This window comes from Algoriphagus yeomjeoni (assembly GCF_049821175.1).
GTDB classification, from domain to species: Bacteria; Bacteroidota; Bacteroidia; order Cytophagales; family Cyclobacteriaceae; genus Algoriphagus; species Algoriphagus yeomjeoni_A.
Window position 1 is genome coordinate 2,822,203 of the sequence record NZ_CP187512.1, and the last position, 17,821, is coordinate 2,840,023.

The following is a 17,821-nucleotide window of genomic DNA, read 5'->3' on the forward strand; positions in this document are numbered from 1 at the left end:
TTTTCATCAGACAGAAGACATATATTAACCTGCGAATCGTTTTATCTAGTCAATTGGACTTTTCGCAGTCTTAATCAGCTAATTCGTAGATTACATTTTATATAAAGAAGTGCTTTGCTTTAGTTTGAGCACTGAAAATCAGATTTATGATCAATCTAAGTCCCAAAAGGAGCGTCTCAATTCTAGTACATATTCTTGGCTGGTCCATGCTAAGTACAGTACTCCTCCTTCTATCTCCTCTTTCATGGCGAATCGATATTCCGGTTGAGTTTTGGATGAGACAGGTATTTATGGCTCTATTGCTAGTGTGTCTTTTCTATGTGAATATGCTTTGGTTTGTGCCAAAGGTCTTACTGAAAGGGAAGCATGCGATCTACCTTATAACCATTATTCTGGGTGGAGTTTTTTTTGTAGGGCTGCTTATCTACGCTGACAACTTTCTGAATTTGCCAGAATTGATGCATAATGCCTTCAATCCAGATAAGCCTTATGTTCAAAAGCCACGAAGAGTTTCAGGAGACATCTTTAATATTATGCTCTACTTATTGACTATCGGAATAAGTACTTCGGTGGCATCAGTGCAAAAATGGCAAAAAGATGAAGCATTGAGACGAGAACTAGACCAACAAAGAATCAACACAGAACTCTCCTATCTGAAAGCTCAGATAAACCCGCATTTCTTTTTCAATACATTGAATAATATCTATGCATTGACAAATCTGGATGTAAAAAAGGCTCAGGAAGCTCTTTTGAAACTCTCTCGAATGATGCGTTATGTATTGTACGAAAACCAAAAAAATGAAACGCTCCTTAGCAGAGAGGTGAGCTTCATCAATGATTACATAGAGTTGATGAAAATGAGATTGACGGACAAAGTCACGCTTAACATTTCCATCGACGAACCAAAAGACGACTTAGTAATAGCGCCTATGCTGCTACTTCCTTTTATGGAAAATACATTCAAACACGGTGTAAGCAGCCAGCAACAAAGTGAGATTATGATCAAGCTGGAAATCATGGGGACCACGGTCTTCTTTGAAACTCGAAATCATATTTTCCCTGTTCATGCGGACAGCCCAGAAGCAAAAGAAAACGGCATTGGTCTGGTGAATACCCAGAGGAGATTGAGCTTACTCTACCCAGATAAGCATAGACTGAAATTTGGAAAAGACGAAGCAAAACAAGAGTATTGGGTAAATCTTACCATCAATCTCGAATGAAATCGACCATGACTCAAGCATCAAAAAACGTGATGAATATAAATTTTCGGAGATTCCATAGCTTGTCCCGATTTTTCGGATGACCGCTGAAAATCAAATTATAAGCACATGAAACTCAACTGCGTTGCCATAGATGACGAGCCTCTTGCCCTCGAATTATTAAGCAAATTCATCGAGCAAACCTCCTTTCTCAATCTGATCGGCAAGTTTTCTAATGCGATTGAAGCCCTAAGCTTTATTAATCAAAATCAGGTTCAGCTAGCGTTTATGGATATACAGATGCCTGATTTGTCTGGCATGGAACTCGCGAGAGTCTTAGATGGAAAAAAGAATTCTGACAAAACACGGATCATCTTTGCAACAGCCTATCATCAGTTCGCCATAGAAGGCTACAAAGTAGAAGCGCTGGATTACTTGCTAAAACCTTACAGCTACGAGGACTTTTTAAATGCAGCGACTAAGGCATTTTCCTACTTCGAAAGACAAGCGATTTCAAAAACAGAATCCACAACCTCCGAGACTCCTGCTCCCGAATATATTTTTCTAAAAGTAGAATATCAGCTGGTCAAAGTCATGCTGAAGGACATTGGGTATGTAGAAGCTTACAAGGACTACGTTAAAGTACATTTGTTATCCAAGCCGAATCCCTTGCTTTCATTGACTAGTTTGAAAAGCATGGAGGAATTACTTCCTGCTGACAAGTTTATGCGTGTACACAGATCCTATATCGTGGCGCTGGACCATATAGACTCCGTTTCAAAAAATGTAATTCAGGTTGGAAAAAACCACATCAGTGTCAGCGACAACTACAAGGAAGCTTTCTTGGAATTTATGAGTCGCTGGATGAATTGATGTGGAATCTAGTCAAAAAAAAGGACCGTTTTCTAAGTGAAAGCAGCCTTTTATTATTAGCCTTGGCTTGAATCAATTAGTTTTTAGATAAACCTCTTGGCTAGTACAAAAAGCGTTCGGCGGGCATATAAATGAAAGCTGCGTATAATCCTCTTCAATTGCATAATCTGAATAATATTCATCCCCATCTGAAAGCGTTAAATCGGCTTTAGGCATGTAGTAAATATCAAAGAAATTCATCGTATAATAATCTTGCCATCTTAAAGTGACTTTTCCATCAATTATGGTATAAGTACCATTATAGTATGATCTATAACCAAGTATATCATCCTCATCAGCCTTTGTTGTATAGTTTTCGCTGGAAAATGTTCCATCTGATTTAAAATCCAGCGTATTAACTAGATCGAGTTTTCCTCCAGAAATTTCAATTTCAACAGTAGAAACATATTTACCTTCTATTCTTGAATTTGGAGAAGGCTCCTCCACGTCTTTACAACTAAAAATGATTAGAAATAAAGCAATAAATGGTAAGAATCTTGTTTTCATGATTTTATGTAATTGAAGTGAATATAAAACCTAGTTAGAATAAATAAAAACTAAATCTTAAACTATACGCCTACCAAGTTAAAAACGCTACAGACTATACCTAATAAAGTTAAAACGCAAGAATAATCAGGAACATCTATAAATCACTTGCTCCCTCAGCATTAATCGCGGTTAAAAAAAACAAAAAACCCGCTCTCTCGACCGGGTTTCATTCTTTTATCTCCTTCCCTTACCTGGAGGAAGCATTTTGCTCATAGCGGCTTTGGCACCGCCCATCTTGTTCATCTGTTTCATCATCTTGCGCATATCTGCAAATTGCTTCATCAAGTTATTTACCTCAACGATCGTTCTACCAGATCCTGCAGCAAGTCTCTTTCTTCTATTACCATCGATAATGTCCGGTTGTTCCCGTTCCGCTGGAGTCATAGATCTGATAATCGCTTCGATAGGTTTGAACGAATCATCGTCGATATCCATTCCTTTCATGGCTTTACCCATTCCTGGGATCATCCCAAGCAAATCTTTGATATTACCCATTTTCTTCACCTGCTCCAGCTGAGAAAGGAAATCATCAAAGTTGAAATTATTGGAACGAATCTTCGAATTGATTCGCTTGGCTTCATCTTCATCGAAAGACTGCTGTGCTCTTTCTACCAAGGAAATCACGTCACCCATTCCCAGGATTCTTTGGGCCATACGATCTGGGTGGAACACATCCAGATCTTCCATTTTCTCACCTGTAGAGATAAACTTAATCGGCTTATTTACTACGTGGCGAATAGAAATCGCCGCACCACCACGAGTATCACCATCAAGTTTGGTAAGTACTACTCCGTCGAAATTCAATCGCTCATCAAAGGTCTTCGCAGTATTCACGGCATCTTGACCAGTCATGGAATCAACTACAAAAAGCGTCTCTGATGGGTTCAAAGCCTTTTTAAGTGCTTCGATCTCATTCATCATCATGTCATCAACTGCCAAACGACCAGCAGTATCGACTACCACGGTTTTCTTACCTGTCTTCTTAGCGTAAGCAATCGCATTATTAGCGATTTCCAGCGCGTTTTTATTCTCAGGCTCAGCGTATACCTCCACGCCGATTTGCTCTCCCAATACTTTCAACTGATCAATCGCAGCAGGACGGTAGATATCACAAGCCACTAGCAATACCTGACGGCCTTGCTTTTTCAAGTGAGCACCAAGCTTTCCAGTGAAGGTGGTTTTACCAGAACCCTGAAGACCTGAAATCAAAATAATGGATGGATCGCCAGAGATTTTGATGTCCTCCTTTTTCCCGCCCATAAGCTTGGTCAGCTCTTCTTGGGTGATTTTGATCAACAATTGACCTGGAGAAACGGCAATCAATACATCACGACCAAGAGCTTCCGTCTTGATCGTATCAGTGACTTCTTTGGCTACTTTATAGTTGACATCGGCATCGATCAAAGCTCTTCTGATCTCCTTTACGGTCGTTGCGACGTTTATTTCGGTGATTGTCCCAGTACCTTTCAGTGTTTTGAAAGCCCGGTCTAATTTTAAACTTAAATTATCAAACATTCCTTATCTGGCTATTTGGTGCAAAAGTAATGATTTTCATCAGCTAAGGAAAGCGCTAATCAATCTATTCTGACAGTAGACTGTCAATTTTTGTAGCCTGCGTTTGCCCATAAATTCCTAATTTGCGCCCGCATCCATTTTCTAAAGAAAACCTCTTTTCATGCAGCTGAATTTCAAAAAAGACGTACTTCCCCACGCGGTGGGAATCGCCATTTTCTATGCTATAGTCGTCGTTTATTTCGCCCCTGTGGTACTTCAGGACCAAGTAATCATGCAAGGCGATATTCTCAAATGGGAAGGATCAGCCAAGGAGGCGTTGGATTATCGTGAAGCCACTGGTGAAGAAGCGCTCTGGACAAACAGCGTTTTTGGCGGAATGCCAGCGTATTTTGTCAGCCTGGAGTTTTCCGGTGATATCACAAATGCCCTTGTGAGTGTTATCACGCTGGGTCTTCCACATCCAGTCAACAGCCTCTTCCTTGGCATGGTCGCCATGTATGTGCTGATGCTGACTTTCGGGGTTAGGCCTGTCTTCGCCATCATTGCCAGCGTTGCGTTTGCTCTGAGTTCCTACAACCTTCTGAGCTTGGCTGCAGGTCACAATGCCAAAATCTGGGCGATCAGCTTGATGCCGATGATTTTGCTCGGTATTCATCTGGCTTTTACCAAAAAACAGCTGCTGGGAGCAGCAGTGTTAGCTTTAGGCCTTTTGCTACAACTCAAATTCAATCACGTCCAGATCACCTATTACACCTTGATCATAGCTGTGATCTATGTAATTGTGAGGCTAGTTTTTGACTGGAAAAAAGAAGGACTTACCAAACTTAGTAAGGCCATAGGTATTCTTGCTATTGGAGCTTTGTTGGCTGTAGGAGGAAATATTGGACGATTGGCAACAGCCATGGAATATGCACCTTATTCCACCCGTGGTAAAGCGACCTTAGAGTCGGCCTCAGCGGGATTGGATAAAGATTATGCCTTTTCCTGGTCAAATGGCAAGTTGGAAACACTCACGCTTTTAGTGCCAAACTTCTACGGAGGAGGAAGTAGCACTCCTCTTGGGGAAAACACTGCCTCTGAAAAAGCTTTGCGAAGCAATGGACTTGATCCGGGACAAATCAATGGATTCTTACAAGGCGCGCCAACTTACTGGGGAGATCAACCCTTTACCGGCGGGCCGATTTACGGAGGAGTGATTCTCGTTTTTCTAGCCTTCATTGGGATCTGGGCTGCGCCAAAAGAGAGTTTGTACACTTTTAGTGCAATCATCATTTTATCTTTGATGCTTTCCTGGGGAAAAAACCTGAGTTGGTTTAACTTCCTACTTTTCGATATCCTGCCGGGTTACAATAAATTCCGCGCGGTCTCTATGGCCTTAGGAATGACACTTTTTGCTATCCCGGCTTTAGGAGCCATTTCACTGGAAAGAATCTATAGAAGCAAAGATTTCAAAGGACTATACATCGCAGGTGCATCAGTTGGTGGTCTTTTACTACTGCTTGCCATTGGTGCCGGCGTATTTAGATTTGAGGGAGCGGCAGATGCCGGCTTGCCGGACTGGTTGATCAATGCCATTCGCCAAGACCGCAAAGCCATGCTTTCAGCAAGTGCTTGGAGAAGTTTAGCGCTAGTCGCAGCTTCAGCTGGCTTGATCTATTTTGCGCTGAAAAACAAGATTTCAGATCTAGTCTTAGGCTTAGGCATTTTCGCTCTTGTTACATTAGATCTATGGACGGTAAATAAGCAGTACTTGAACGACAGCTCCTTCCAGGCAAATCCAAGCAGAGCTTATTTCGCAGAAACTCCAGCTGACCAAGTAATAGCCGATGATTCAGATTACTTCAGAGTACTTGACCTCACTGAGGGACTAACCTCCACCGGCAAATCTCCCTACAGATTTCACAGTTTGGGCGGTTATCATGGTGCCAAAATGCGCAGGTATCAGGACTTATTGGATAATCGATTGAATTTTGAGTTGAATGACTTTGTAACTAAAGCCCAGGAAGGCAACTTCGATTTTGCTGGTATTCAGACTATTAATATGATGAATACCAAGTATGTAATCGCCGGCACTGCCGCGAATGCTGTTTTTGAAAACCCGGAGGCAAACGGTCCAGCTTGGGTTCCATCTCAGATCGTGTCGGTGGAGACCAATCAAGAAGAAATGGATGAACTTGGGAGAATTGACACCAAAGCTCAGGCGACTGTAAATACGGCTGAGTTTGGTGAAATCACAGCTGGAGCTGGAGAAATCACGCATACTTCATACACTCCAAACGAATTAAAATACCAGGCAAATATGAGTCAAGAAGGATTGGTGGTTTTTTCAGAAATCTACTATCCTGAAGGCTGGACGGCGACGATCGATGGTGTAGAAACTGATATTTTGAGAACGAATTATCTACTTCGTGGATTGGAAGTCCCAGCGGGCTCACATGAGATTGTTTTCAAGTTTTTGCCAAAAAGCTATACCGCCACCAAAACACCGATGATCATTTTCCAATATCTGATAGTGTTATCCTTGATAGCCGGACTATTTTTCACCTTCAAAGAAAAAAAATGAAAGAGGATAAGGATAAAGTCGTCAGCTTTTACGATCAATTTGCAGATAAACAGGAGAAAACCGGGATCAACTCCAGGCACCTAAGCATCTTGGACAAGGTCAAAGATGCTGGTTTGAACGCTAATAATAGCGTGTTGGAAGTTGGTTGTGGTATTGGGACGGTGAGTCATTTACTTGCTAATCAGGTAAAACAGGGTGAGGTAATGGCTGTGGACATTTCTCCTGAGAGTATAGCCAAAGCAAAAGTCCTTTGGAAGGATCAAGCCAATCTGAAATTTGAGGTTTCGGATATGTCCGACTTTGACAAAAGCGGGAAAACCTTTGACTTCTTTGTGTTTCCAGATGTTTTGGAACATATTCCGGTGGATCAGCATGATCGCCTTTTCCGCAATATCCACAAGCACGCGCATCAGGACTCAGTGATTTTCATTCATATTCCCGCGCCGAGATACTTGCAGTGGATGATTGAAAATGAACCGCAAAAGCTCCAAGTAATTGATCAGCCGTTGGACTCTGGAGACCTGATCAAAAGCATTACCTCCAATGGTTTTTACTTGGAAAAAATGGAAACTTATCCCATCTTTTTCGAAGAGAAAGATTATCAATACTTCGTGTTTAGAGCAATAAAGCCACTTTTCAAATCCACTCCTAGAAGCAAATGGGAGATTTTGAAGGAGCGAATTATCATTAGATTAAAGCATGGAATTTTAAAATAAAAGAAATGAAAATAGCAGAAAATACCGTTGTAGGACTTACCTACGAACTCAAAGTAAGCAAAGAAGCAGACGAGATAGAATCAGCTCCATTCAGTGTAGAAATCCGAGATACAGAAGATCCTTTTTACTTTCTTTTTGGAGCAAGTGATCTTCCGGAAAAATTTGAGGAGTTGCTTCAAGGAAAAGAGCAAGGTGAAGATTTTTCCTTCGTAATTCCTGTTGCAGAAGCTTATGGTGAGATAGACGAGGATTTGATTGTCAATTTACCGAAATCGCAGTTTTCAGGAGAAAATGGTTTCAATCCTGAAATGCTTGAAGAGGGCAATTTCTTGCCTTTGATGGACGAAGACGGGTATCCTATGCAAGCAAAAATCCTAAAAGATATGGGCGAAGAGATTCTATTGGATTTTAACCATCCACTGGTGGGATTCGATTTGCATTTCGAAGGAAATATAGAAGAAGTCCGCAAAGCGACTAAAGACGAGCTAGCACATGGTCATGTTCATGGTGCTCATGGAGCCCATGACGAGGAGTAAATCGTTTAATTAAAAATTTAAGAGGTAGGAGGTTAAACGTTTAACATCTTACCTCTTTGTTTTTCACCATTGTTCAACCCCTTTCAAATTGCATAGAAATCTGATCTTCCTTATGATCACCTTAGTTGCTTGCACTCAGAAAACCGGACAAGAAATGATTGATACCTCCGATCTAAAAGACCGGGAATATATTCGAGCCATCGAAGGTGTGGATGAGGTTTTAGATCCTGAGTTGGTCAAGCGAGGAAAGGTTCTAATCTCCTATTCTGACTGTGCAGAATGTCACAAGCCAGATATGAGAGCAAAAGGTCCTGCCTTTCAGGATATTGCACAGAGATATCCAACCAGTCAAGTTTACATTAACCTCCTTGCTCGAAAAGTGATTTCCGGAGGTACTGGATCATGGGGAAGTCCTGTGATGGCTGCTCATCCCGAACTTACTATGGATGATGCCATTGCGATGGTTAGCTACGTTCTGTCTTTGGAAAAATGAGTTTTAGATCTCCTCATTTTCAGCTTCGTTTTTGATTTTTTCCTGAGCAATCCCCACCATATCCTCCTCCAATACCCAACCTTTTGAAAGTGCATATCCCGATGCTTGGAGCGTATCTTTGACGAGCAGCATTTCGACTCCCAAGCTTTGCAATTCTTCTCTAATTTCTTGAACAAAATCATGGCGAGAGGAATGAACATCACGAATAAAAATCATTAAAATTCTCCCAGGAAACTCTCGAACAATTTGGAGATAAATTGTGGGATCCTCCTGCCCACTATCACCAATTAGCATAAAAGGCAACTGAGAATAGGTGGACAAAATATGGCGGATTTGCTCCAACTTATGCTCTGAGTGACTTCCTGCGATCAGCTGTGTACGAGACAATCCAATATCCCGAAGCATCAAAGGACCTTTGGGGATATGGTGTATTTGGAGTAGTTCCTGAAGAAAATCAAATAGATTCCAAGGACTGCTAGACACGTAGAAAAAAGGATTACTCTCTACTCCATCTGTCCCTTTTTGTAAAGCCTTATAAAAAGCAGAAACACCTGGAAAGGGCGTTCGGGTATGTGCATTCTTGGCAAAAGTGGTTTTCAGCATCTCAGTTAGCCGCATGGCTCCAGTGGGAATGATCGTATCATCTATATCTGAAATTATCCCATAATCAATGTTCCCTTTTGGCAAAAACACATCTGCAAACGCTGTCACCTCACCTTGATTTCGGATCACCTGATCCGCCAAAGTCAGTTTAATCTGCTGCCAGCGAGATAAGAATGGGATTTGCTTTTTAGGATAGATTCTAAACTCGAAATATCCTTCTTCATCTGTTATTGCAAAGTATTCTTCTCCATCAAAATCTGCCCTAACCTCTACGCCAGGAATCACCACAGTCATAAATCTCCTGCGCATTTTTCCGATATTCTGCCATAAAGAATCCTCTGGAGTCGAGCTCCCAACTCGATTATCACGAATAACCCGGCCTACCAGTAAAATCTCCTTTTCATTCCCAAAACCTTCGTAAGGCATGATCAAGATCGATTTCACCCATCCCAATTTGATCCAAAGCCATAACACAGCCTGATTGATCGCAAGCTTGGTTTCATAAAGAACGGTAAGAGGTAAATTTCTTTTTTGAGTTGAAGACATGTGTAAAAAATCTTTTCTCTGTCAAAGCGTCATCACCTTAGGACCATCCCAACTCAAATATACACGATCTCCTATTTCGTATTTTCTCTGCGGGTCATCCACTTCCCAAGTGATTCCACTTTCCTTAAGCTGTATCTGAAGTGAATTGTAGTGCACCAAAAACCTGGAATCTGTCACATGGGCGAGTAAGCCTCCTTTGGTTCTCAACTTCACATCGGCAGGTCGGATATAGCTGTTTTTAGTATCGGGAAGTTTATTTATCGGGCTGAAAAGCTGAGCGACGTATTTTGTACTAGGCTTCTCACAAAGCTCTCTGGAAGTTCCTTTTTGAGCTACTTTCCCCTTTTGCAAAATGATCAGATTGTCTGTTAACCGAAGAGCATCGTCCAGATCATGTGTGACGAAAATTACAGTGGTACCGAATTCCTTGAAAATCTCCTTCAACTCTGAAATCAGTCGATGAGTCTGAATCGTGTCCAGCGAGGAAAAAGGCTCATCCAACAATAAGATATCCGGTTCCACCGCCATGGCTTTGCCTATCGCCACTTTTTGTTTTTGCCCTCCGGAAAGCTGCCGTGGAAACCTATCCTTAAAATCATTTAATCCGAGAAGCTTCAACAGTTGAGCTACTCTACTTTTCGCATATTCCTTTTCGTAGTGAAGCAATTGCCTGGAGATATTTTCCTCCACCGTAGAATTGGGATATAGGTGGAAATTCTGATGAATTAACCGGATCTCGTCGTACCCGGAAACGATCTTCTGATTTGGGTTCAAAATCGGCTTGCCATCTAAGAATACTTCCCCAGAATCCTGTACTTCCAGACCTGCCATGATCTTGAGCAAGGTACTTTTACCCGACCCGCTTTCTCCTACAATAGCTAAAAAGTCCCCTTGCTCCATTTCTAGAGAAAACGGCTGCAAAGCAGGTAGCTCATCATAGGATTTGGAAACATTTGAAATAGAAAAATAACTCATGGGCGAATTTCGGCTTGCAGTTTTTTGGTCAAGCCGCCAAAGATAAGCGCGTAAGAATGATCTGCCAATTCCAAAATCAAGCGATCGGGCACATTTCCTCTCGTACTCACCGAATTCCATTGTTGTTTGTTCATGTGAAATCCAGGTGTAATTCCGTCGTATTGCTCCCGCAATTCCACCGCGCGTTCAGGATCACATTTCAAATTGATGTATTGAAACTCCGAAATGGAGCAGATCGAAAAAATCTTGTTACCTACCCGAAAGCAAAGTGCGTCGGCATCAAAAGGCGTGTCTTCCGTCACTCCGGGCATTGCTAGGCAATAATCGCGGTAATATTCTAGGGTCATAGTGAATGTAATTGAGAAAGGAAATTAATGAAAAGAGCTTGGAGAAAAAATGTCCAGACTTTTTACAGGAACTACAATTCACTATTTTCCAACTATAATCGAACCTCAACTCATCTCTAAAACTCTATGAGAATAAATTTACTTGCTTGTACCTTGATCCTAATTCTTGCAGGTTGTCATTCATTGACCAAATCTAAAATCACTAAAAAAGACTTAAACAAGGATATAGAACTAGTTACTTCAGAAGGACCAATTGTCATTCGGCTCTACGATGACACACCCTTAAGTCGCAATAATTTCCTCAGCTTGGTCAAAGAGGGGATGTATGACAGTATACTTTTTCATCGGGTGATTGAGAAATTTATGATTCAGGCAGGAGAAAGAGTTCACGAGGATTCTTTTACCAAAAAGAAGGAGTTGCTTGGCTTCGATGACCTTATTCCTGCGGAGATTACCAGTTCACATTTTCATAAAAGAGGTGTGCTCGGAGCAGCCCGCGAAGGCGATGATTCTAATCCAGCGCAAAAAGGAAGCTTTATCCAATTCTACATTGTGCAAGGACGAACCTACACAGATAATACCCTTGATATTGCTGAGAAACGCATCAATAAAGGGCTTGCATACAATCAAGTCATAAACGATCCTGCTACTAGTTCTATGTTTGCCAGATATCAGGAATTATTGAAAAATCGCGACCTAGGCAATAAGGAGGCCATCGACAGCCTGAAAAGCCAGCTTGATTCCCTTACGGAAAACTACCTGAAAAGCATGACTCTTTATCACTATCCAGAGTCACATCGTGAGGCGTATAAGACTGTTGGTGGAGCAGCACATTTGGACCAAAACTATACTGTATTTGGTGAGGTAATCTCTGGAATGGAGATCGTCGATAAGATCGCTACGACCGAAACCAGCAATCGAGATCGACCTTTGGTTAATATCCTGATCTTAGCTACCAACTTGATTGACAGAGAAAATTAATCAAGATTTCCCTTTAAACTTTAATACCTAAAATGCTGCTAAATCCCCTAACCATCATCTCGTAAGCAACTCAAATTCTTCCCTTAGCATGGCGATTGTATGAATAGGCGTATTAACCTTAACATTCATTAAAAACCAAGACAACCATGGGAATTGTAAAAGTATTAGAGGTAATCGCCTCCTCGGAAAAAGGAATTGAAGATGCCATTCAAAATGCAGTGGATGAAGTTTCAAAAACTGTTCACAACATTGATTCAGTTTATGTGAAGGATATCAAAGCGCACGTAAAAGAAGGGAAAGTAACTTCTTACGGATGTGTCTGCAAGGTTTCCTTCAGGGTGAACCCATCCTAAAACGTTCAATATTTCAAGAGCGACAGTCCAGAGCTGATCGCTCTTTTTTTTGATTTGGACTTTCCCCCTTCCCTGGCGAAAACTTGGATAATTTAACGTAATCGGATAAAACCATGCAGCTATAGAATCGGTTGTTAGCCTATTGAGTGATATTTGATACAATATCAAATAGTATAATTAATCATCTTTGCAGCATGGAAAAATACATCAAAGCAATTGCTGACGGCTATTATGGCTACTGGAATTACTTTATTGGAGAAATCCTGAATCCGAGCTGGCACAATTACTTTTATTGGCTAGTAGGTGCATCTTTGGTGATTTATGGACTGGAGATTCTTTTTCCATGGAGAAAAGATCAGCCGCTGATCCGGGAACATTTCTGGCTTGACATTTTCTATCTTTTTTGGAATTACTTCCTCTTTGCACTTGTCGCCTACAATGCCCTTTCTATGGTGGCTGTGGAAGCCTTCAATGATTTCCTGGGATTATTTGGCATCACGAATACTGTTGCCATCAAAGTGGATCAGCTGCCTGGCTGGCTACAATTGTTGATCATATTTATAGTCAGAGATTTCATGCAGTGGGCAATTCACCGCATGTATCATCATGTAGGTTGGATGTGGGAATTTCATAAAGTTCACCACAGTACACGAGAAATGGGATTTGCAGCTTTGCTTCGCTATCACTGGATGGAAAACATCCTGTACCGTACGTTAGAATATATCCCTTTGGCGATGATTGGTTTTGGGATTACAGACTTTTTTATCGTCCATATTTTCACGCTAGTCCTTGGACAACTTGGCCATGCTAATCTGAATATTCCGCTAGGACCATTCAAGTATATAGTCAATGGACCGCAAATGCACCTATGGCATCATGCCCGTGAATTGCCCAAAAGCCATCCTCACGGATTCAACTACGGGATTTCTTTGAGCCTTTGGGATTTTCTTTTCCGCACCAATTACTGGCCTTCTGATGATGAAAACCTCCTAGTTGGACTACCTGATGAAGAAAAGTTTCCTGAAGGATTTGTTGGGCAAACTGTGGAGCCATTTAAAAGGATTTTCAAGAAAAAGACATAAAAATAGCCAGTGAGAAAATTCTCACTGGCTTTAAAGGTAATATGACGAGGAATTAATTAATCTCTACAACCTTCGTGTGAACAGATTCATTGATAAAGTATATTTTTTTTCCTCCGAACGATTTCTCCTCAGCATTGTAGCTAGCCGCCTGCACCAATCCAGTACTTGTAGCTCTTAAGCCACCAAGTTCTGATGCTGAAAAAGTCACAGAAGTTGTTTTGGATTCTTTGGTAACAGTTGTTTTACCATCAGAAACCACCCAAAGGATATTATCCGTATTGGAGGTCATCGCCTCGATAGAGAGTGTAAGATCCGAACCTTTGCTAAAACTAGCTGCAACAGAGGAAGCAAACTTGACCTGTGAAGGCATTCTCTTAGCTGTCACATGTGAAAAAGCATCAAAACCACTCCCTCCGGCTACCTCCCACGTATTGGTTTGACCTGGCACTAAGGAATAAGAGAAGTCAATAGGATTATTAATGTAGGCATTACCACTAGGTATGGTAAGAGCTTTAGAGTTTAATTTTACTTCTCCTACATTGACCAATGCGCTCCCAACAGCTCCATTGAAAAATGATCCTGACGCTACGTCTATCGCGATCCCTCCTAATCCAGGCACGCTAGGCACTGAGCTAGGCAAGTCGGAAAATGATAGAACTGCCGCTAATACGGCATTGGCATCACTCGGTGCTGTCGGCGTTGGGTTGGTCTGCGTCGCTTGAGTAGGATCGTTATCATCATCCGAGCCACAAGCTGAAAAAGTAAGGACGACTCCTAAAAGTAAAGTCCAAAGTGTAGAGTTGTAAGTTTTCATAGTTTTATAGATTTAAAATACATTTCAAATGTATAAATGCATGATTCTCCAGGCCATACGACAAATAGCGTATATTGATTAGATACAGGTAGGAAGATGTAAACGCTGTTCTTTTCGTTCAAGCAGAAGATTTTGATACCTTCGCTTCTTCCATCTCCTTCAGCAGTATAACCTTCCTATATGGATAACATCCTTGCCTTCACACTTTCGGTTTTCACCGGTTTTTTTGCCATCATGAACCCAATTGCGAATGTTCCAATATTCGCTTCTTTGACGGATGAACTAGATAAAACTACCAAACGAAGTATTAGCAAGAGAGCTACAATAACTGCCTTTGTGATTGTTGTGGTATTTGTGGTGCTGGGTAAATTTATTTTTGAGCTATTCGGAATCACCATTCCTGCCTTTAAAATCACAGGAGGGATACTGATTTTCTATGTGGGCTTTGAGATGCTTCAATCCAAAAAATCGAGCGTCAAACATATCAAAGAGCCCGAGACTCATGAAAACATCGCAATCTCACCCTTGGCAATTCCTATTTTAGCAGGCCCAGGAACTATTGTAACTGCGATGAACTTTGCCTCCAAAGGCAATTACATTAACATTCTTATTGTAATAGCCGTGTTTGCAGTGATGTGTCTGCTCACTCATATTGCATTTGAATTAGGCGAAAAAATCGTAAAACGTCTTGGTAAAAATCTGATCGTGGTGATCGGAAAGATCATGGGGCTGATTATAGCCATTATTGGGACCAATATGATTATCACAGGGATTAAGGCTGCTTTTTTTGAGTAAAGGCTAAAGCATTACCTCTTCCCCAACACATAAAACAAATCCAATCCCACTGCAGGATCTTCCACCAGTAAGTAATCCTCGTGAGAGATATCTACCACGTTTTTGCCTTGTTGTTGATGCAGTTTATTCCTATTTCTACGATTTAAAATCTCATAAGGCATTCTCAGAATGGATGCTGGAAGTTTGTGTTGCAAATCAAAAATATCAAAGCGCATGATTTTCTGAACTGATTTGCGGTTGGCCTCGTGATATGCCCAGACACGCTCATTTCCTCCCACTCCTTTTGCATCAACTGTATCAAAAATGGATGAGCACAAATCAATCAATTGCTGAGGAGTATATTCCCGCTCATGCCAAGGGTTTCGAGAAAGGGTATGGTTGATATTTGGTGTTGAAATCACCGCTCTTCCTCCTGGCTTTAGAACACGATAGATTTCTTCCAAAAACAACCGATCATTCGGAATATGCTCGATCACTTGAAAACTCACGATCGTGTCGAAAGAATTATCAGCGATTCCCTTGAATGGAGGAATTACAGCCTGCTGAAACTCAACAGCTGGGAATTTTATTTTCAACTCATTGATTACTTCCTGAATCTTATCCAAGCCAATATAGCTTTCTGCCAAAGGCAGAAGTGTCTCCACTCCACGACCTTCTCCACAACCTACTTCCAGCAATTTGCCCGAAATCCAAGGCTGAGCAGCAATGTATGCTTTCAGTAAGCGTTGATGAATAGGATTGTCACTGACCAACTTGTCAGAGGCGATTTCCGTTGTATAGGTAGCCATACAAAAATTTACTATTTTGGCAAAAGTAAGGTTAATTTCCCAAACCCGAGATCAACACCCGATGAACTGTAAAACAAGCCGACTCCTGATTTTTTTAATCCTCTTCGCAGGAACCACATTATCCACCCTAGCACAAAAGACATTAAGCAGTCTAAATCAGACACTTCGCTACTCTAGGTACTCAAGACTATCGCTTAAGATCATTCCCATCAAAGAATCTGAGACGAGTTATAAACTTCAGTTGCAGGCAGAGAAAATAGAAGAAAACCCTGTCTTAAACACATTTAGTTTCACTTATTCTATTTTGGATAGCTATGAGGAGGAAATCCTTTCTGACAATACGTTTATTTTAACCTCAGATGACCTAAAGTATGACACGGATAGGCATTGGGTTTTTGAAAAGACTGTAGAAATACCCGCCACTACAGAAACTGCAATTGCCTTATTTACTGCTTTGGACACGAGGCAAGGGGATGAATATTATTATTCTACTGACATTAAAAGTAGTTTTATATTCGACATTCCAAATTTCGGAGCTTATTATGCCAATAATGTGGGTTTTGACCAGAACTACCTAAATGTTGGTGAGTCATTACTTTTCAAGTCTAAAGGCGGTCCAACATTACATAACTTTTACTATCCAATCAGTTTAGAGGTGCCTTATCCTCCCATGGAAACCAAACCGGCAGCAGTACCGAGGGAATTAGAAGTAATTGACTCCGGAGATTTCTTGGAAAACATCCCTAAATCTTTTGATCAAATAGGCTATTACTTCATTCAAAGTGATACTTCTGCAAGCACAGGACTTGTCCTTAAAACCACCCATGAAGCCTTTCCAAAAGTGAAAGACTGGGAGGAAATGGTGGAAATGGTTACTTATATCTCTACGCGAAAAGAGCACGAAGATTTGAAAACTGCTCAAGACAAAAAGAAGGCTCTGGACGCTTATTGGATAGGATTGACAAGAAATCCAGAAACAGCAAAAGAGCTAATCCGTGAGTATTTTCGCCAAGTGGAATTCGCTAATCTGCTTTTTACAGACTTTAAAGAAGGCTGGAAAACAGACAAAGGAATGGTCTATATTGTCATGGGGCCACCACAGGAAGTCAACTTTTATTTAGATAGAGAAGTGTGGAGTTATGGAGGAACTAACGAGAGTTCAAGAATTCGCTTTACCTTTGCGCGGGTTAAAAACATACTTAGCCCTCACTATTACACCTTGAACCGCTCCCGTGCTTACCAGCCGGTTTGGTTCAAAAACATATCCATATGGAGAAGCGGAAAGATGGCTTTTTGATTGAAAAAGGCGAACACGAAAAAGACTTTATTTTTGGAACCAGGGCAGTTATGGAGTCAATCCATGCTGGAAAAGACATTGACAAAGTGTTGGTTCAGAAAGAAATCAACAATGACCTGATCAAGGAATTGCTGAAGCTTTGCAAAACCGAGAAAATCCCTGTTGTCAGAGTTCCAGAGGCAAAGCTGAATAGAATTACCCGTAAAAATCATCAGGGCGTAGTAGCTCAGATGTCTTCTATAGAATATGCTTCGTTGGATCATGTGATCGAAAGTTGCTTCAATGTTGGCAAGGCTCCATTGATCCTGATATTGGATAGAATCACAGATGTTAGAAACTTTGGCGCTATCGCTAGAACTGCAGAATGTGCAGGAGTAGACGCAATCGTAATTCCCGAAAAAGGCAGCGCTCAAATCAACTCTGATGCAATTAAGACTTCCGTCGGAGCATTGAATTTTCTTCCTGTAGTGAGATCTAGAAACCTTTTCTATACTTGTAGAGATCTGCAAAAATCAGGTTTGGTATTGGTAGCAATCACTGAGAAAACGGATAAGACGATGTATGACACAGATTTTTCCGTTCCAGTTGCGATGGTGATGGGGTCTGAGGAAGATGGAATATCTACCGAATTGATGGGAATCGTCGACGAAAAAGTAAAAATCCCTATGGCTGGTAGAATCGAAAGTTTGAATGTATCTGTTTCTGCAGGTGTGGCTATTTATGAAGCGATCAGGCAGAGAAAATAAGAATTAACACG

Annotated in this window: 19 protein-coding genes; 12 read left to right on the top strand and 7 right to left on the bottom strand. The window is 41.2% G+C overall.

The annotated features are described in order from the left end of the window. The first annotated feature begins 146 nt into the window (after positions 1 to 146). Both ACPUEN_RS11250 and ACPUEN_RS11255 read left to right on the top strand, forming a co-directional pair. Complete coding sequence (locus ACPUEN_RS11250) at positions 147 to 1,220, top strand: sensor histidine kinase (protein ID WP_425635969.1); 1,074 nt, start codon at positions 147 to 149, stop codon at positions 1,218 to 1,220. A gap of 108 nt (positions 1,221 to 1,328) precedes the next feature. Next, positions 1,329 to 2,072 (top strand): LytR/AlgR family response regulator transcription factor, encoded by a 744-nt coding sequence (locus tag ACPUEN_RS11255; RefSeq protein ID WP_425635970.1) that lies wholly within the window; start codon positions 1,329 to 1,331, stop codon positions 2,070 to 2,072. 72 nt (positions 2,073 to 2,144) lie between these two features. On the opposite strand, the gene ACPUEN_RS11260 is transcribed toward ACPUEN_RS11255, so the two are convergent. Further along, positions 2,145 to 2,618: a hypothetical protein gene (locus ACPUEN_RS11260; protein WP_425635971.1), complete on the bottom strand. Its 474-nt coding sequence runs from the start codon at positions 2,616 to 2,618 to the stop codon at positions 2,145 to 2,147. Between the two features lie 216 nt (positions 2,619 to 2,834). Then, positions 2,835 to 4,175 (bottom strand): signal recognition particle protein, encoded by a 1,341-nt coding sequence (gene ffh / locus ACPUEN_RS11265; RefSeq protein WP_425635972.1) that lies wholly within the window; start codon positions 4,173 to 4,175, stop codon positions 2,835 to 2,837. A gap of 160 nt (positions 4,176 to 4,335) precedes the next feature. Here ffh and ACPUEN_RS11270 point away from each other — a divergent pair, with 160 nt between their 5' ends. From ACPUEN_RS11270 to ACPUEN_RS11285, 4 genes are all read left to right on the top strand, one after another. Continuing rightward, a complete protein-coding gene (locus tag ACPUEN_RS11270; RefSeq protein ID WP_425635973.1) occupies positions 4,336 to 6,738 on the top strand; it encodes a YfhO family protein in 2,403 nt (800 codons plus the stop codon). Then, positions 6,735 to 7,454 carry a class I SAM-dependent methyltransferase gene (locus tag ACPUEN_RS11275; RefSeq protein WP_111610682.1) on the top strand — a complete coding sequence of 240 codons (720 nt, stop codon included), beginning with the start codon at positions 6,735 to 6,737 and terminating at the stop codon, positions 7,452 to 7,454. The genes ACPUEN_RS11270 and ACPUEN_RS11275 overlap by 4 nt, the downstream gene beginning before the upstream one ends. A gap of 5 nt (positions 7,455 to 7,459) precedes the next feature. Then, positions 7,460 to 7,990 (top strand): FKBP-type peptidyl-prolyl cis-trans isomerase, encoded by a 531-nt coding sequence (locus ACPUEN_RS11280; RefSeq protein WP_111610681.1) that lies wholly within the window; start codon positions 7,460 to 7,462, stop codon positions 7,988 to 7,990. A gap of 154 nt (positions 7,991 to 8,144) precedes the next feature. Then, positions 8,145 to 8,483: a c-type cytochrome gene (locus ACPUEN_RS11285; protein ID WP_425635974.1), complete on the top strand. Its 339-nt coding sequence runs from the start codon at positions 8,145 to 8,147 to the stop codon at positions 8,481 to 8,483. A 3-nt stretch (positions 8,484 to 8,486) separates the two neighbouring features. Here the strand turns inward: ACPUEN_RS11285 and ACPUEN_RS11290 are convergent, their stop codons facing one another. From ACPUEN_RS11290 to ACPUEN_RS11300, 3 genes are read right to left on the bottom strand one after another with little or no spacing between them, the layout of a single operon-like run. Further along, positions 8,487 to 9,632, bottom strand: a complete 1,146-nt coding sequence (locus ACPUEN_RS11290) for an App1 family protein (RefSeq protein ID WP_425635975.1) — start codon at positions 9,630 to 9,632, stop codon at positions 8,487 to 8,489. Between the two features lie 21 nt (positions 9,633 to 9,653). Next, a complete protein-coding gene (locus ACPUEN_RS11295; protein ID WP_425635976.1) occupies positions 9,654 to 10,607 on the bottom strand; it encodes an ABC transporter ATP-binding protein in 954 nt (317 codons plus the stop codon). Next, the gene (locus tag ACPUEN_RS11300; RefSeq protein ID WP_425635977.1) at positions 10,604 to 10,954 is read right to left on the bottom strand and encodes an MmcQ/YjbR family DNA-binding protein; all 351 of its coding nucleotides are present in this window, start codon (positions 10,952 to 10,954) and stop codon (positions 10,604 to 10,606) included. Before ACPUEN_RS11300 ends, ACPUEN_RS11295 begins: the two co-directional genes overlap by 4 nt. Positions 10,955 to 11,080: 126 nt before the next feature. Here ACPUEN_RS11300 and ACPUEN_RS11305 point away from each other — a divergent pair, with 126 nt between their 5' ends. The 3 genes from ACPUEN_RS11305 (at position 11,081) to ACPUEN_RS11315 (ending at position 13,370) form a co-directional block, all read left to right on the top strand. Continuing rightward, positions 11,081 to 11,935, top strand: coding sequence for a peptidylprolyl isomerase (locus ACPUEN_RS11305; protein ID WP_425635978.1), 855 nt, complete (start codon positions 11,081 to 11,083; stop codon positions 11,933 to 11,935). Between the two features lie 146 nt (positions 11,936 to 12,081). Further along, complete coding sequence (locus ACPUEN_RS11310) at positions 12,082 to 12,288, top strand: dodecin family protein (RefSeq protein ID WP_111610676.1); 207 nt, start codon at positions 12,082 to 12,084, stop codon at positions 12,286 to 12,288. A gap of 194 nt (positions 12,289 to 12,482) precedes the next feature. Further along, positions 12,483 to 13,370 (top strand): sterol desaturase family protein, encoded by an 888-nt coding sequence (locus ACPUEN_RS11315; protein WP_425635979.1) that lies wholly within the window; start codon positions 12,483 to 12,485, stop codon positions 13,368 to 13,370. Positions 13,371 to 13,422: 52 nt separating this feature from the next. Here ACPUEN_RS11315 and ACPUEN_RS11320 read toward each other — a convergent pair whose 3' ends face one another. Further along, entirely contained in the window at positions 13,423 to 14,184 is a 762-nt protein-coding gene (locus ACPUEN_RS11320; RefSeq protein ID WP_425635980.1) for a hypothetical protein, read from the bottom strand. Positions 14,185 to 14,364: 180 nt separating this feature from the next. On the opposite strand from ACPUEN_RS11320, the gene ACPUEN_RS11325 reads away from it, so the two are divergent. Next, positions 14,365 to 14,979, top strand: coding sequence for a MarC family protein (locus tag ACPUEN_RS11325; protein ID WP_425635981.1), 615 nt, complete (start codon positions 14,365 to 14,367; stop codon positions 14,977 to 14,979). A gap of 11 nt (positions 14,980 to 14,990) precedes the next feature. On the opposite strand, the gene ACPUEN_RS11330 is transcribed toward ACPUEN_RS11325, so the two are convergent. Beyond that, the gene (locus ACPUEN_RS11330) at positions 14,991 to 15,767 is read right to left on the bottom strand and encodes a class I SAM-dependent methyltransferase (protein ID WP_425635982.1); all 777 of its coding nucleotides are present in this window, start codon (positions 15,765 to 15,767) and stop codon (positions 14,991 to 14,993) included. Positions 15,768 to 15,828: 61 nt separating this feature from the next. Here ACPUEN_RS11330 and ACPUEN_RS11335 point away from each other — a divergent pair, with 61 nt between their 5' ends. Further along, positions 15,829 to 17,064 (top strand): GWxTD domain-containing protein, encoded by a 1,236-nt coding sequence (locus ACPUEN_RS11335; protein WP_425635983.1) that lies wholly within the window; start codon positions 15,829 to 15,831, stop codon positions 17,062 to 17,064. Continuing rightward, positions 17,037 to 17,810: a 23S rRNA (guanosine(2251)-2'-O)-methyltransferase RlmB gene (gene rlmB / locus ACPUEN_RS11340; protein ID WP_111610668.1), complete on the top strand. Its 774-nt coding sequence runs from the start codon at positions 17,037 to 17,039 to the stop codon at positions 17,808 to 17,810. Before ACPUEN_RS11335 ends, rlmB begins: the two co-directional genes overlap by 28 nt. Positions 17,811 to 17,821 lie beyond the last annotated feature (11 nt).

Excerpts from the sequence above, each read along its gene's own strand:
- ACPUEN_RS11250 (WP_425635969.1), top strand. The coding sequence starts at position 147 with ATGATCAATCTAAGTCCCAAAAGGAGCGTCTCAATTCTAGTACATATT.
- ACPUEN_RS11255 (WP_425635970.1), top strand. The coding sequence starts at position 1,329 with ATGAAACTCAACTGCGTTGCCATAGATGACGAGCCTCTTGCCCTCGAA.
- ACPUEN_RS11260 (WP_425635971.1), bottom strand. The coding sequence starts at position 2,618 with ATGAAAACAAGATTCTTACCATTTATTGCTTTATTTCTAATCATTTTT.
- ffh (WP_425635972.1), bottom strand. The coding sequence starts at position 4,175 with ATGTTTGATAATTTAAGTTTAAAATTAGACCGGGCTTTCAAAACACTG.
- ACPUEN_RS11270 (WP_425635973.1), top strand. The coding sequence starts at position 4,336 with ATGCAGCTGAATTTCAAAAAAGACGTACTTCCCCACGCGGTGGGAATC.
- ACPUEN_RS11275 (WP_111610682.1), top strand. The coding sequence starts at position 6,735 with ATGAAAGAGGATAAGGATAAAGTCGTCAGCTTTTACGATCAATTTGCA.
- ACPUEN_RS11280 (WP_111610681.1), top strand. The coding sequence starts at position 7,460 with ATGAAAATAGCAGAAAATACCGTTGTAGGACTTACCTACGAACTCAAA.
- ACPUEN_RS11285 (WP_425635974.1), top strand. The coding sequence starts at position 8,145 with ATGATTGATACCTCCGATCTAAAAGACCGGGAATATATTCGAGCCATC.
- ACPUEN_RS11290 (WP_425635975.1), bottom strand. The coding sequence starts at position 9,632 with ATGTCTTCAACTCAAAAAAGAAATTTACCTCTTACCGTTCTTTATGAA.
- ACPUEN_RS11295 (WP_425635976.1), bottom strand. The coding sequence starts at position 10,607 with ATGAGTTATTTTTCTATTTCAAATGTTTCCAAATCCTATGATGAGCTA.
- ACPUEN_RS11300 (WP_425635977.1), bottom strand. The coding sequence starts at position 10,954 with ATGACCCTAGAATATTACCGCGATTATTGCCTAGCAATGCCCGGAGTG.
- ACPUEN_RS11305 (WP_425635978.1), top strand. The coding sequence starts at position 11,081 with ATGAGAATAAATTTACTTGCTTGTACCTTGATCCTAATTCTTGCAGGT.
- ACPUEN_RS11310 (WP_111610676.1), top strand. The coding sequence starts at position 12,082 with ATGGGAATTGTAAAAGTATTAGAGGTAATCGCCTCCTCGGAAAAAGGA.
- ACPUEN_RS11315 (WP_425635979.1), top strand. The coding sequence starts at position 12,483 with ATGGAAAAATACATCAAAGCAATTGCTGACGGCTATTATGGCTACTGG.
- ACPUEN_RS11320 (WP_425635980.1), bottom strand. The coding sequence starts at position 14,184 with ATGAAAACTTACAACTCTACACTTTGGACTTTACTTTTAGGAGTCGTC.
- ACPUEN_RS11325 (WP_425635981.1), top strand. The coding sequence starts at position 14,365 with ATGGATAACATCCTTGCCTTCACACTTTCGGTTTTCACCGGTTTTTTT.
- ACPUEN_RS11330 (WP_425635982.1), bottom strand. The coding sequence starts at position 15,767 with ATGGCTACCTATACAACGGAAATCGCCTCTGACAAGTTGGTCAGTGAC.
- ACPUEN_RS11335 (WP_425635983.1), top strand. The coding sequence starts at position 15,829 with ATGAACTGTAAAACAAGCCGACTCCTGATTTTTTTAATCCTCTTCGCA.
- rlmB (WP_111610668.1), top strand. The coding sequence starts at position 17,037 with ATGGAGAAGCGGAAAGATGGCTTTTTGATTGAAAAAGGCGAACACGAA.